This is a genomic window from Streptomyces sp. NPDC002446, assembly GCF_053595675.1.
The window spans coordinates 89,270-103,032 of the sequence record NZ_JBSFYC010000002.1 but is presented as its reverse complement, the minus strand read 5'-3'; the positions used below and the strand labels follow the sequence as shown (position 1 = coordinate 103,032).

Below are 13,763 nucleotides of genomic sequence, written 5' to 3'. Positions count from 1 at the left end.
CGGGGCCACCAGAAGCCGCTCGGGCTGGTACCGGGGCGGTCAGGTGCGGAAGGGACCGGTGACCTCGTAGGTGATGCCGCCCGAGGAGCTGCCGCTCGTGCCGCGCTGGCTGGAGAAGTACAGCCGTGTGCCGTTGGGGGAGAAGGCCGGTCCGGTGATCTCCGAGCCGGACTGCCCGGTGATCCGCAGGAACGGCGCGACGATGTCGTCCGGGGTGATGATGCAGATCTCCATGTTGCCGCCGTCCTCGGCGACGAACAGGTCGCCCGAGGAGGAGCCGGTGACGTTGTCGACGCCGGTCAGCGGAGCGGGGCCGGGGTTGACCAGGTTGTCGTCGTACGCCAGCTCGTAGGTGCTGTTGGCCAGGTTGAGCTGCCAGACGCGGTTGTCGCCCTTGGTGGTGAACCAGACGGTGTCGCTGGCGTAGTGGCAGCCCTCACCGCCGTTGAACCGCTTGGCGCCGGAGACCTGGTTGCGGGTCGTGGTGGGGGAACCGTCGGGGTCCGGCACGGTGCCCCAGGTGAACGAGCCCGAGGTGCCGGTCCCGGCCTTCAGGACCTGGAGGGTTCCGGAGGACAGGTTGCCCCAGGTGGTCGGGATGAACCGGTAGAAGCAGCCGTCGGTCTCGTCCTCGGTCAGGTAGATCACCTGGCGCCCCGGGTCGGCGGCGGCCGCCTCGTGCTTGAACTTGCCCATGGCGTCGCGCCGGGTGGCGGCGTTCACCCCCCACGGGTCGGTCTCGTAGACGGAGCCGAGGGAGACCTCTTCGCAGGAGAGCCAGGTGTTCCACGGGGTGGCGCCGCCCGCGCAGTTCTGCCGGGTGTTGGACAGGATGCGGTAGGCACCGGTGATGGTGCCCGAGGAGTTGAACTTGACGGCGCTCGCACCGCCGCTGGGGTTGATCTCCGAGTTGGAGACGTAGATCCAGCCCGAGCCGTCGGCGAAGCAGGCGCCGCCGTCGGGAGCGTTGTGCCAGGTGTACGAGGTGCCGGAGACGGTCTGGCTGGAGCGGGCGATGACCCGGCTGGTGAAGCCGCTGGGCAGCTGGATGCCGTTGGCGTCGGCGGAGCCCAGCGCACCGTAGGGGCCGGGGCCGTTCTGGGCCGGGGCCGCGTAGGCGGCGCCGTGCAGGAGGGTGCCGCCGAAGGCGGCGGCCGAGGTGCCGATGACGGCTCCGCGCAGGAAGGTACGACGTTCCATATCTACTCCTTCGTCAAAGCACAGCGGAAAATCAGGAGTTGAGCGCCTTGCCGACTGGTCACCGAGGAGAAGGTAGGGCCGCGGCACCTGGCTGATCAGGGGCCCGTAGGCGAACTCTTTCCGGCCGACCGGTGAGTAGGTTTTGCGCAGAAACGATCACTCACGCCACCAAATGAACGACGGGGGAACTTTCCGGACTGCGGATGGGCCGGAAGCGAGCGAGCTCCGCAGGCCCGGCCCGTCTCCCCGGCCCCTCGACCGCTAACCGGTTGCCCGATGAGCAGCCGCGCAGCGAAGATCGGCCGCATGACAAATCGGCACCACGGGCGCCTGGACGACGCACCTCTTGAGCAGCTTTTCCCCGACGCCGGGGAGGACGACTTCGCCCTCGTGCGGTATGCGGCCGCACAGCTGGAAGTGGACTGCCCGCCGGGGATCCCGCTGGAATGGGAGTGGGGGCCGGGGACGCTGTCGCTGGAGATCACTGTGCACGACGGGGCCGACGACCGGCTGGCGTTCCTGCTGGACGCGGACTGCTCGGGAGAGTACTGCGAGAACGTCCATGTGGAAGTGAACGTGGCGTGCGGATGCGAGGAGCAGCACACCACACACGTCGTGGACCCGACCACGGTACTGCTGACCGAGCTGGCCGACTTCCAGGCCTTCGCGCTGGGTTTCGCCTTCCACCTGTCGGCGGATCAGCTCAGCGGCTGGCTCAAGGACGAGAATCGACGGACCCCGGCTTACTGGCGGTCCAAGGCGGGGGTACCGGCGCCTGGTTCGGCCGCATCGGTGGCCTGAGGGCCTGCCCGGTGGGTCGGTCGTGCGGCGCTGCCCCGGGAGGCGACGAATGCCGCGCGGCCGAGGTCCCGAAGCCCAAGGCCGCGCTGCGTGTGCCATGGTGCTCGCCATGAAGTCCGAGTCGAGCGGTCCGGTGCGTTACAACGACCCGGGATGGTGGCTGGCGCAGTTCGCGGACCGCATTCTGGTGGTGTGCCCGCGGTGCGGGGGCCGCGCCCTGGTCGTGCCCAGGCCAGGTCTTGAGGCACCCCGGTTCAGTGACCTGATGTTCATGCCGCGCCGACTCGTGTGCGCAGCGTGCGGGGCCACGGACGAGTGGGAAGCCGAGGTGGCGGGCACCACCGTTCTCGTGGGTCCGGCGCTGGGCGGCACCGAGGATCCGTTCTTCCGACAGCCGCTGTGGCTGCAGACCCGTTGCGTCGGGCAGATCCTCTGGGCGTACAACGAGAAGCACATCGATGAGCTGGTCGCGTACGTCAGCGCCGGGCTGCGCACGCACGTCGCCTCGCCGACGATGGCGATGTTCTCGCGGCTTCCGGTGTGGATGAAGCGGGCCGACAACCGCCCCGAAGTCCTGGCAGGCCTGGGAACGTTGCGGACTCTCGCCGAACGCTCGGCCCCGGATGAGCGCTCTGACACCGCGCACCGCCGAGACGACCGGCCGCGTCCGCGCAAGAACACCCTCTTCAGGGGAGGCCCCTACTAGGGCGTGTCCGATGGGTCATGGCCGGGTCCGCGACGAACGACACGGCCGCGAACTGGTAGCCCACCCGGCCCAAGCCGGCCGGCTCGGTGGTGACATCACCACCGTCGACTCGTTGGCTTGGCGTGAAAAACACACGTCATGCACTCACCGGTCTCGCGCTTGCGATCGTTCTTCTTGCCCCTGTGTCGGCACAGGCCGCGGCCGCTCCCCTGGACGACCCGCTTCCTGTCCAACCCCACCTCAAGGTCCCCCTGAGCGGCCTCCTCACGCACCACGCTCTCCCGGTCGACTGGCGGGTCCTCGGGGTCGGCCTCTGATCCGCCGGACACCCCGTGGTCGGCCCTGTCGCGCACGTCCTCCCGCCCACCGCCACCTGCGCCGACACCACGCTAGGCAGCGGGGGGCGGGCGACGGCGCCGGGTGACCACCAGGATGGCCATGTCGTCCTCGCGTACGCCCTCGGTCCAGCGGCCGACGTCTTTGGTGAGGGCATCCAGCAACGCGTCGGGGTCCCGGAACCGCCTGCGCAGGCGCGCGGCGAGGACCGGATCGTAGAACGTCCCTCGCCCGTCCCGCGCCTCGGTGACACCGTCAGTCACCAGCAGCAGCGAGGCCCCCGGAGGCAGCCGCACCACATCGACAGGCGCGGGGCAGGCGGGAGTGATATCGCCCAGTCCCACCCCGAGGGGCAGCTGCGGGGTGGTGGGGTCGAGCTGTACGAACCGCCCGTCGTGAACCAGGTACGGAGGCGGATGCCCGCGGTTCACCAGGCTCAGCACCTCCCCGTCGGCCGACACCTCGGCCAGTACGGCGGTGGTGAAGCCCTCCGTGGAGATCACCGGGCCGCCACCGGCCGCTGCCCTGGCCAGCGCCTCGTCCATCCGCTGCCCCAGCGTGACCAAGGTGGGAGCGTATTCGGCCTCCTGACGGAACGCTCCGATCGCGACCGATACGGCGGCGACGGCCGCCATGCCCTTGCCCCGCACATCCCCGATGATCATCCGCACCCCGAACGGCGTCTCCTGCACCGCGAAGAAATCACCGCCGATGCGCGCCTCTGCCTGCGCCGCCGTATATCCCGCAGCCACGTCCAGCGGCCCGACCCGCCTCGGCGGATCCGGGAGCACCGCCCGTTGGACCGCCTCCGCGACATCCCTGGCCAGCGCCAGATCACGCCCCTGTCGCACGATGAGCCGGTTGACGCCGAGAGCCAGTACGCCGATCAAGCCGACCACGGCCAGGTCGACGAACAAGGGTGTCGCCGGGCGTTCCCGTTCGATGTCCACCGCCACCGAGACCACACACGTGATGCACACGACGGCGAGCGCGGAGCGGAAGGAGAGCGTGGCGCCCGCGACGAGCGGTGCGGCGGCCAGCAGCGGGAGCCCCGTGTACGGCTCGGGCGCGAAGAGGTCCAGCAGCACGCCGACCACGAGGGCCAGCGCCGCGAGCATCCACGGCACCTTCGCCAGTGTGGGTTGCAGGACTCTCACAGTGCATCTCCTGCTGCCGGGCCACACTCGCAACCCGGAAGGAACAGGGCCACCGCACGGTTCGCCTTACCGCCCGCTCCTGTTGGCGCATCCCTGCTTGTACAACCGTTTACACAACCGTTTGTACAACTGCTTGTGCACCCCCTGCTTGTACATCCCGTGGCTTCACATATACGCCTTGTGGGGCAAATGCGCTCGTCACAGGCGCACTCCCCCACGGCAAAGGGCCTTCACCTGCACTTCTTCCCGCCATCCGCCGCCGGCCCTCGGACTGCACTGCACCGTGCCGCTTCTCGGTCACGGCAGGGCGGCGTGATCTTGAGATGACCGTGGCGTCAGGACACCGCCTCCGGCCAATCCCTTCGACACGAATGGTGAATCGTCGGTCACGTGGTGTTGGACGGGGTGGGCGGGTTGGACGGGGTGGACGGCAAGGACGTCGCCCACAGGAGCGCGTCCCGGCACGCCTGGATGGCAGGGTGCTGGCTGCGGCCTCGGCGGACGACGGTGAAGATGCGGCGTGTTCGCTGACCGCGAGGGAGCTTCCGCAGGGGCACGGTCGGGCGTTCGCCGCTCCAGACGAGGTCGGGCAGGAAGGCAGCGGCGTGATTCTGCTCGACGAGGCGCAGGTGGAGCAGGAGGTCGGTGGTCTCGAACCGTACGTCGGGTTCAAAGCCGGCGTCGCGGCACAGGGTCATGGCCCAGTGCCGCGCGGCGGTGCCTTCGGGCTCCATCACCCAGGGGTGGTCGGCGAGCGAACGCAGCGCCGCCATCGGGCCGTCGGCCGCCGCGCCCTCGCCCGGTCCGGGCAGTGCGAGGTGCAGGGGGTCGTCGAGCAGGTCCTGCTGTTCGAGTTCGGCCGGTCGCGGGTTGGGGTTGCCGGGGTACTCCTCAGCGAGGACCAGGTCGAAGTCGCGGGACTGCAGGGCGGGAAGGGCCTCTTCCGGTTCCCTCTGCGTGACGTGGACGCGCAGGTGCGGGTGCAGTTCCCGCAGCAGGCCGAGCGCGGCCGGCACCAGGGCCAGGGCGGCCGTCTGGAACGCGGCGATGCGCAGGGTGCCGGTCAGCTCGGTCAGGGAGGAGGCGATCTCCGCCTCCGCCCGCTCCAGGCGTTCGAGGACCGCTTCGGTGTGGGCGACGAGGATCTCGGCCTGCTCGGTCAGCCGCACCCGCCGCCCGACCGGCTCCAGCAGCGGTACGCCGACTTCGGCTTCCAGTTGTGAGAGCTGCTGGGAGACGGAGGAAGGAGCGTAGGACAGGGCGGCGGCGACGGCCGCCAGGGTTCCCCGGTGCTTGAGTTCGCGCAGCAGACGCAGTCGGTGCAGGTCGAACACTGCCAGAGCACTCTCCTCGCCCTCGTGGAACGACAGGGCCTCGATCGTTCGTCGTTCGGGTTTCGTTCGGTTTTTTCGATGAGTACAGGTCGGAAACCTTCGCTGGACCGATCATAAGACGACAGCGGATGCTGATCCCATGCCTGAGAACGTTTCCTCTCCCTCCCCCCGTACGCCGCGGTGGTTCGTGCGGCCCGGTGCCCGTACCTGGCGGTGCGCCCCCGCACCCGCCGAGGTGCGGGGCTTCCACGCCACGCTCGCCGACTACGCACCCACTCCGCTGACCGAACTCCCGCCACTGGCAGCGGAACTGGGGGTGGGCCGGGTCTTCGTCAAGGACGAGTCGTGCCGTCTGGGGCTGCCCGCGTTCAAGGCGCTGGGGGCGTCCTGGGCGGTGCACCGCGCCCTTGCCGGGCGGGCCACGGGCGGCACAGCGCCGGGCCCGGTCACCCTGGTGACCGCCACCGACGGCAACCACGGCCGGGCGGTGGCGCGCATGGCACGCCTGCTGGGGCAGCGCGCCCACGTGTTCGTCGCGCAGGGCGTGCATCCGCAGGCCGTGGCGGCCATCGTCGCCGAAGAGGCGAAGGTCACCGAGGTCATAGGGCCGTACGACGAGGCCGTACGCCTGGCGGCCGAGGCGGCTGCCGCGCCGGACACGGTCCTGGTCCAGGACACCGCCTGGCCGGGCTATGAGCAGGTCCCGGCGTGGATCGTCGAGGGCTACTCCACCCTCTGCGCCGAGGTCGACGAGCAGTTGGCGGCACAGGGAGTCGCCGAAGGACCTGACCTCGTGTCCGTACCAGTGGGCGTGGGCTCACTGGCCCAGGCCGTCGTCACTCACTACCGCAGCCGCCCGTCCGGGCGGGCGCCGGCACTGCTGTCGGTGGAGCCGGAGACCGCGGCCTGCGCCCTCGAAAGCCTCACCGTCGGCGAACCCGTCAGCATCACCACCGGCGACACCACCATGGCCGGGCTGAACTGCGGCACCCTCTCCAGCATCGCCTGGCCTTACCTGTACGGCGGGCTGGACGCCGCGGTCGCCATCCAGGACGCGGACAGCGCCCGGGCGGCCGCTCGCCTCGCGGCCCTCGGTGTCTCGTCGGGTCCCTGCGGGGCCGCGACGCTCGCCGGTCTCCGCACCGTGCTCACCGGCGCGGGCGCCGACGCACGCCGTACGGCGCTGGGGCTCGGCCCGTCCTCGGTGGTCGTACTGCTGAGCACCGAAGGCCCGGACGCCAACCCGCACGCCACCGCCGACGCTTCGCGAGGGCTGGGGTCCGTCCACTGCGGGGGCTGAAGGCAAAGGGGAGTACCCACTCCTTGCCACTTTCAACTTATAGCGCACAGGGGGGCTTGCGGCAAGGCCCCGGTCGTACCGCAGAATCACTGGCCTAAGCCAGAACCTGCGGGAATGGGAGATTCACGAAGTGAGTTCATCTTTGTCAGCTTGTGGGGCGCGCGGTGACGTCGAACCGGTGGGACCGCAGAGCGGAGCTGATGCCATGAACCCTCTGACCACCAGTGCGTTTGACCTTCCCGGCCAGCTTTCCCCGAAGGCCGACCCGATGCTGATCGCCGGCGACGAGCAGCACTTCGCGGCCATAGCGGAGAGTCTGGAGCAGTCCATAGCCGAACTGTCCGACCGCCTCGATGCCGCGCGCAGAGCACCGGGCGGTATGGGCCGGCAGGCGATGGAGCGGGACACGGAGATCCACCAACTGACCGGTCGTCTGCGCACCTTGCGTCGCTTCGGCCTCGACCTGTGCCTCGGACACATGGTCAGCGCGGACAACCCCGAGCCGGTGTACGTCGGACGGCTCGGCCTCACGGACAGCGCGGGTCGTCGGCTGCTGCTCGACTGGCGCTCCCCCGCGGCCGAGCCGTTCTTCGGAGCCACCCACGCCAGCCCGATGGGCCTGGTGAGCCGCCGCCGGTATCGCTGGACCCGCGGGCGGATCAACGACTACTGGGACGAGGTGTTCACCGCTGACGGGCTGGAAGGGCACGCGGCACTCGACGACCAGTCCGCCTTCATCGCCAGCCTGGGCGGCAACCGGTCGCCCCGGATGCGGGACGTGCTCGGCACCATCCAGGCCGACCAGGACGCCATCATCCGGGCGGGATCCCGTGGCGCGCTCGTCGTCGACGGCGGGCCGGGTACGGGGAAGACCGTCGTCGCCCTGCACCGCTCCGCCTACCTCCTCTACTCCGACCCGCGGCTCGGTCACCGTCGGGGCGGCGTGCTGTTCGTCGGTCCGCACCGGCCCTACCTGGCCTACGTCGCCGACGTCCTCCCCAGCCTCGGAGAGGAGGGCGTACAGACCTGCACCCTGCGGGACCTCGTCGCCGAGGGAGCCGGGGCAGCGATCGAGACCGACCCTGAGGTGGCGCTGCTGAAATCGTCCGCGGACATGGTGCGCGCGATCGAGAAGGCCGTCAGGTTCTACGAGGAACCGCCCGCCGAGGGGATGACGGTCACGACCGACTGGTCGGACATCTGGCTGAGCGCCGAGGACTGGGCCGAAGCGTTCGAAGCAGTGGAGCCGGGCACCCCGCACAACGAGGCGCGCGAGCAGATCTGGGACGAGCTGGTCGCGATCCTGATGGACAAGTACATGGACAAGTACGACGGCGACGAGGTGTCACCCGACCTGTTCCGCAGGTCGCTGCTGCACGACGAGGAGCTGGTCACCACCCTCAACCGCGCGTGGCCGCTGCTCGAAGCGGCCGACCTCGTCGGGGACCTCTGGTCGGTCTCCGCCTATCTGCGGATGTGCGCTCCCTGGCTCAGCCCCGACGAGGTGCAAAAGCTGCAGCGCAAGCAGGCCCCGCAGGCCTGGACGGTGTCCGACCTGCCGCTTCTGGACGCGGCGCGGCAGCGGCTGGGCGACCCGGAGGCGGCCCGGCGCAAGCTCCGGCACAAGGCCGTCCTCGCCGCCCAGCGCGAGCGCATGGCGCAGGTCGTCGACAACCTGATCGAGGCCGCATCGCAGTCCGGCGCCGACGGTGACGACGGCGAAGGCCTGGTGACGATGCTGCGGGGCCAGGACGCCCAGGTCAGCCTGGTCGACGAGTCCGAACTGCCCACCGAGGACCCCGACCTGCTCGCCGGGCCGTTCGCGCACATCGTCGTGGACGAGGCCCAGGAGCTGACCGACGCCGAGTGGCAGATGTTGCTGCTGCGGTGCCCGTCCCGGAGCTTCACCATCGTCGGGGACCGCGCCCAGGCCAGGCACGGATTCACGGAGTCGTGGCAGGAGCGGCTCGAACGGATCGGGCTCGACCGGATCCATGTGGCCGCCCTGAGCATCAACTACCGGACGCCGGAAGAGGTCATGGCGGAAGCCGAAGGGGTCATCCGAGCCGCGCTCCCGGACGCCAATGTGCCGACCTCCATCCGCAGCAGCGGCATCCCCGTCGCACACGGATCTGTTGCGGATCTGGACGCGATCCTCGACACCTGGCTCGCCGCGCATGAGGACGGGATCGCCTGCGTCATCGGCGCCGGTGACATCGGAGTCGGCACGTTCCGGGGGTCGTCCCAAGTTGGCACGTTCCGGGGGTCGTCCCGCGTCCGGTCGCTGACGCCCGAGCTCTCGAAGGGGCTTGAGTTCGATCTGGTCGTCCTCATCGAACCGGAGTCGTTCGGCGAGGGTGTCGAAGGAGCGGTCGACCGCTATGTCGCGATGACCCGGGCGACCCAGCAACTCGTCATCCTCACGACCTCCTGACGTCGGCCAGGCGGCCAAGCGGCCAGTCGGTGGGCCGCCCCGGCACCGGGGCGGCCTCCTCCCGTTGCGGCTGAGAGGAGCATCACAGGGCAATCGGCCATTGCCTACGGAGTGTTCGAGGAGACTTCCCGAGGAGACTTCCTGAATGCTCGAAAGTTGCGGACCGTGCTGATCGACCTCGTGCTCGCCGTGGTGCTGGCGGGAGTTGCCCTGGCGCTGACGGGAATCGTCATGGCGCTGGTGGCTTTGGCAAAGCTGGATCCCGAGGACCGATGGCGTGCCCGGCCCTCCATGCGCCCCCGAGTACGAGCCGCAGCAGACCGGACGCTCCATCTGGTACTGCGCGTCCATGCCCACACGGTGGTCCCCGCAGTGCGCCGGTACGTGCGGTGGAGCGCCCGTGGGACCACACGTCATCTGAGCTGGGCCCGCCGGGGGTTCGGGCGGGACGCGGCCCGGCTGTTCCCTCGCTCACCCGCGGTGCGGTCCGCGGTGTCGGACTGGTACGGCAGCATTCCGCTGGCGGGGATCGCCTACGTCATCAAGGCATGCGTCCTTCTCCTGGTAACGGTCAACATAGGCGTCATCGTGACCAGACTGGTGACCGGAACGGCTCACCTGTGGGACAAGAGCCGGAAGGCGGCTGCCCCTTGGCGGGCACCCGGAAGCCCGTCCACGGAGCATGCCGTCGAGGGCGGTGGGAGCGAGCGGTTGGACCCGCTCGTCGCCCTGCTGGCGGCGCTGCGCAAGGCGGGCGGCGCGCTCGCGGAGAAGACGGGCCCCTATCTGTCGGCACTCACCGATCCACTGGTCAGGCCCGTGGAGGCGATCATTGCGGCCTGCGCGCTCGTTCTGGGCGCGATGGTGCTGTTGGCGTTGCGAGTGGTGTGGGTCGTGCTCCGGCAGGTGGCGAAGCCTTCCTACCAGGACCTGGGTCCGCACTATGCCGCGCCCGCCCCCCGGTTCGCGTGGGCCCGGCGGCTGCTGAGCCTGCGGGTGGGAGCAAACAGGCGGAACCGTTCGGTGGTGGTGTTGGTGAACTGTCTGGCCCGAGTGGGGGCCGCCCATGCGCATCAGCGCTGGTCGGTGCGCAACCGTCTCCCGCAGACGGCGCCACGGGTGCATCTGGCGGACGCGGAACAGGTGGTGTGGTCGGCCTGGCAAACCCGGCACGCGGCGATCCGCGGTGTGCTTCGGGCCCGGCACAAGGAGCACGCGGCAGAGGTGGTGGGGGCTTTGCGAATGATGGAGGCCCGGCAGGACACCGATGCCGACAGAGGACGGGTCTTCGAGGACATGGCGCGGATGCTGGCGAAGATCGCCGAGCGGTACGCGCAGGGCCGTACTCTCGCGCTGTTGGACCCCGAGGACCTGACCGACGCCTCCCGGGCAGTCAATCGCGAATGGGTACGCCTGGTCGTCCTCGGCCTCGTCGTCATCGGGTCGGCGGTGGGAGCCTCTGCGCTGGGCGTGTCGGACGCCGCGATCGCCCAGGTCGTGGGCATCGTCAGCCTCGTCATGGTCGGTTTGCTGTACGGGGCCCGGCTCGCGCCGACGGACCTGCTCGACGTGGTCCGTGGGCAGAGCCGCAAGTGAGCGGAGTGCAGGGCCGGAGCGGATCACCCCGGACAAGGTCGGACTGCCGCAGGTCGCGCTTGAGCTCCGCGTAACGGTCGCCCGCTAGGCGGGCGTTGAAGCTCGATTGCGCACGGCTGCGGCCCAGGCGGCGAGCAGCTGCTCGTACTCGTCCTGCTCCTCGGGCCACAGCGGCCGACCGGTGCGGGCGGCCATGAACGCGCGTATGCGCTCGTTGGCCTCGGCGGTGGCGTCAGGGACGCAGGTGATCGCCATGCCGCAGATGGTACGGGCAGTCACTGACAAAATCGCATGGATTGCTGGTCCTTAGGCTGTTCGCATGATCCGTGCAGCGGCGGGTGACGTCGGCGACGCCCAGCAGCGGCCCTAACCACGAGGTCTGACTGAGGTGTCGTCTCGGCGTCGCGGGCCGGAGTCGTACTCGGTGAGCAGCAGGGCGATGTCGTCGGCCCGGTAAGCGGAGCGCCGGGCGTTGTGCAGCAGCCGGTTGGCGAGCTCGTCCAGGGAGTCGGCACGGGCGTGGGCCAGAGAGGCTCGCAGACGGTCGATTCCCACGTCGATGTCGGCTCCGGGTTCCTCGACCAGGCCGTCCGTGTAGAGGGCGAGGACGGATCCCGGCGGCAGGTCGATCAGGGTGCTGGGGTACCTGCTTGCGCGCTCCACGCCGAGCAGGGGGCCGATGTCGAGTTCAAGGACTTCGGTGGTTCCGTCGGAGCGGCGGAGCAGGGGTGGGGGGTGGCCCGCGGTGACCGCGTGGGCTTGGTGGGCGGGGGGTTCGAGCTGGATGTAGCAGCAGCTGGCCAGCAGCCCGGGGTCGAGGTCGACGAGGGTCCGGTTGACGCCCGCCATCACCTCGCCGGGTGTGTGGCCCACGGCAGCGAAGGCCCGTACCGCACTGCGCAGCTGGGCCATGGTGGCCGCGGAGGCGATGCTGTGCCCCTGTACGTCTCCGATGATGAGACAGACCCCCTTGCTCGTCGGGATGACGTCGTACCAGTCACCGCCGATGTCCATCCCGCTGGTGCCGGGCAGATACCGCGCAACGGTGCGGATGCCCGGGACCACCGGCAACCGGTGCGGCAGGAGCGCCTGTTGCAGGCCACGTGCGACGGCGAACTCCGAGTCGTAGAGCTGCGCGCGTTCCAGGGCCTGGGCGATCAGCCCGGCCAGTGCGGTCAGCACGCCGCGGTCCCGCTCCGTGAAGCGATGCCTGGTGTCGAAGCCGAGGACGCAGATGCCGACAGGGTGACCGGAGGCGATCAGCGGCAGGTACACCCAGGAGCTCACCTCCGCGGTGGGGGCGGCCGGGTAGTCCTGGGAGAGGTCCTGCTGCGATTCGATGAAGAGAGGCGTGCCGGAGGTCAGGGCCTCGGTACCCGGCAGGGCGGCGTGCAGCGGAGCGCCCTCCAGCCAGTCGAGGAAGTCCTCGTGGTCGCCGGCGTGAAACAGCAGGTGCATCGTTTCGTTGCGCACCACGTGGATCGCGAGCTGCTGACCTCCGAAGGCGGGCAGGAGCTGTTCGGAGACCACTTCGCAGACTTCGCGTGTGGTGACCGCCTCGGTCAGCGCGCTGCCGAGCTGCAGGACGTGGTGCATGACCCCCAGGCGCGTCGGTGTGCCGGCGGTCGCCGACTCGGACGGGGAAGCGGGGGGCACCGAGGCCGAGGGCGGCGGGCCGAGAGGCACGATCCGGACGGTCACCCCGTCCGCTGCCGGCTGGAGGGAGAAGGCAAGCCAGCGGTCGGGTGAGCGGCTGGCCAGGAAGGAGGCCGGCGCCTGCGAGATCATCGCGGACCGGTGCCGGGACTCGAGGTCGGGATCGGACAGCCACGGCAGCACGTCCCAGAGCACCTGGCCCAGCAAATTCTCACGGGGGACGCCCAACAGCTCGAGGGCGCTGTGGTTGGCGTAGGTGACCCGCCCGTCGGGGGCGAGAGAGAGCACACCGTCCCGCAGCCGCTCAAGCGCTGCGACGGCCGTGCCGCCGTCGTGGGCGTCGACGACCGCGCCGACCAGGTGGGTGCGGGCCCGCGCGTCGTCGGTCTCCGGTACGCGTCCCCACAGCTCGACCGTGCGGTACTCCTGGCCGCCGTCCCTGCCGTCCCGAACGCGCAGGCGCCGCGCGGTGATCCGGCCCCCGGCGGCCGCCTCCCGGGCGCCGGAAAGGAAGGCCGCGAGGTCACCGGGGTGCAGGCGGGTGGCGAGCGTCTCTGCGCGTCCGTCGAAAGCGGGAGGGTCGAGGCCGAAGATCGTGCAGAACTCGTCGTCCGCCGAGAAGGTGCCGGCGTCGAGGTCCCAGCCGAACAAGCCCACTCGCACGGCAGCCGCCGAAGGTGCCGGGGTCTCGACGAGGTTCGTCTCCGGGTCGCATTGCAGCGGATCGCCGGTACGGGCACGGAGGGCGGCGAGGGAGTCCCCGAGCCGGTCGGCGATGGCCCGCACATGGCGGCGCTGAGCCCGGGAGAGCCCCTCGCTGCCGGGCGGTGCCGCCCAGACGATCGCCAGCGCCCCGAAGGTCTCCGCCCCCGAGCCCACCGGCACCGAGCAGGAGCCGAAGGCGTACGGCAGGGCGACCGCGAGCTGGGGGTAGCGGCGCACCGTCTCCTCAGCGTCCGCCAGGTGGACCGTGCGCCCCGAACTGTAGGCCGTGGCGACGGGGATGGGGCTGCTCACCGGGATCCGGCGCCAGCCGCCGAGCAGCGAGGGCGGTACCCCGTACGTCGCGGCGAGCACGATCGACCGGCGGTCGGGGGAACGGAGAAAGACACTCCCCGCGTACGCGCCGGTTCCGGCGACGGCGTCCGCGACGGCTGCGGCGAGCAGAGTCTCCCGCTCCGCCGTCTCGCCGACGGTCATCCCGCGCATACCTCCAGTGTGCGCAGGTCGGTACACCGGGCCC

10 protein-coding genes are annotated in these 13,763 nt (G+C 70.3%); 5 read left to right on the top strand and 5 right to left on the bottom strand.

Going from position 1 to position 13,763, the window contains the following annotated elements; translation table 11 throughout:
* Positions 1-39: 39 nt before the first annotated feature.
* Positions 40-1,200, bottom strand: coding sequence for an alkaline phosphatase PhoX (locus ACWD6P_RS02125; protein WP_451442059.1), 1,161 nt, complete (start codon positions 1,198-1,200; stop codon positions 40-42).
* Between the two features lie 306 nt (positions 1,201-1,506).
* On the opposite strand from ACWD6P_RS02125, the gene ACWD6P_RS02120 reads away from it, so the two are divergent.
* Together ACWD6P_RS02120 and ACWD6P_RS02115 are read left to right on the top strand one after the other, a co-directional pair.
* Positions 1,507-2,001: a hypothetical protein gene (locus tag ACWD6P_RS02120; RefSeq protein WP_451442058.1), complete on the top strand. Its 495-nt coding sequence runs from the start codon at positions 1,507-1,509 to the stop codon at positions 1,999-2,001.
* A gap of 109 nt (positions 2,002-2,110) precedes the next feature.
* Entirely contained in the window at positions 2,111-2,707 is a 597-nt protein-coding gene (locus ACWD6P_RS02115; RefSeq protein ID WP_451442057.1) for a hypothetical protein, read from the top strand.
* A gap of 389 nt (positions 2,708-3,096) precedes the next feature.
* Here the strand turns inward: ACWD6P_RS02115 and ACWD6P_RS02110 are convergent, their stop codons facing one another.
* A complete protein-coding gene (locus ACWD6P_RS02110; protein ID WP_451442056.1) occupies positions 3,097-4,200 on the bottom strand; it encodes a PP2C family protein-serine/threonine phosphatase in 1,104 nt (367 codons plus the stop codon).
* 386 nt (positions 4,201-4,586) lie between these two features.
* Positions 4,587-5,534, bottom strand: a complete 948-nt coding sequence (locus tag ACWD6P_RS02105) for a LysR family transcriptional regulator (RefSeq protein WP_451442055.1) — start codon at positions 5,532-5,534, stop codon at positions 4,587-4,589.
* A gap of 139 nt (positions 5,535-5,673) precedes the next feature.
* Here ACWD6P_RS02105 and ACWD6P_RS02100 point away from each other — a divergent pair, with 139 nt between their 5' ends.
* The 3 genes from ACWD6P_RS02100 to ACWD6P_RS02090 all read left to right on the top strand — a co-directional run bounded on the left by ACWD6P_RS02100 (position 5,674) and on the right by ACWD6P_RS02090 (position 10,864).
* On the top strand, positions 5,674-6,834 hold the full coding sequence (locus tag ACWD6P_RS02100) for a diaminopropionate ammonia-lyase (protein WP_451442054.1): 1,161 nt from the start codon (positions 5,674-5,676) through the stop codon (positions 6,832-6,834).
* 205 nt (positions 6,835-7,039) lie between these two features.
* Positions 7,040-9,268 carry an RNA polymerase recycling motor ATPase HelR gene (helR, locus tag ACWD6P_RS02095; protein ID WP_451442053.1) on the top strand — a complete coding sequence of 743 codons (2,229 nt, stop codon included), beginning with the start codon at positions 7,040-7,042 and terminating at the stop codon, positions 9,266-9,268.
* A 165-nt stretch (positions 9,269-9,433) separates the two neighbouring features.
* Entirely contained in the window at positions 9,434-10,864 is a 1,431-nt protein-coding gene (locus tag ACWD6P_RS02090; protein WP_451442052.1) for a hypothetical protein, read from the top strand.
* 84 nt (positions 10,865-10,948) lie between these two features.
* Here ACWD6P_RS02090 and ACWD6P_RS02085 read toward each other — a convergent pair whose 3' ends face one another.
* Both ACWD6P_RS02085 and ACWD6P_RS02080 read right to left on the bottom strand, forming a co-directional pair.
* Positions 10,949-11,119 (bottom strand): hypothetical protein, encoded by a 171-nt coding sequence (locus tag ACWD6P_RS02085; RefSeq protein ID WP_451442051.1) that lies wholly within the window; start codon positions 11,117-11,119, stop codon positions 10,949-10,951.
* A 111-nt stretch (positions 11,120-11,230) separates the two neighbouring features.
* On the bottom strand, positions 11,231-13,729 hold the full coding sequence (locus tag ACWD6P_RS02080; RefSeq protein WP_451442050.1) for a SpoIIE family protein phosphatase: 2,499 nt from the start codon (positions 13,727-13,729) through the stop codon (positions 11,231-11,233).
* Positions 13,730-13,763 lie beyond the last annotated feature (34 nt).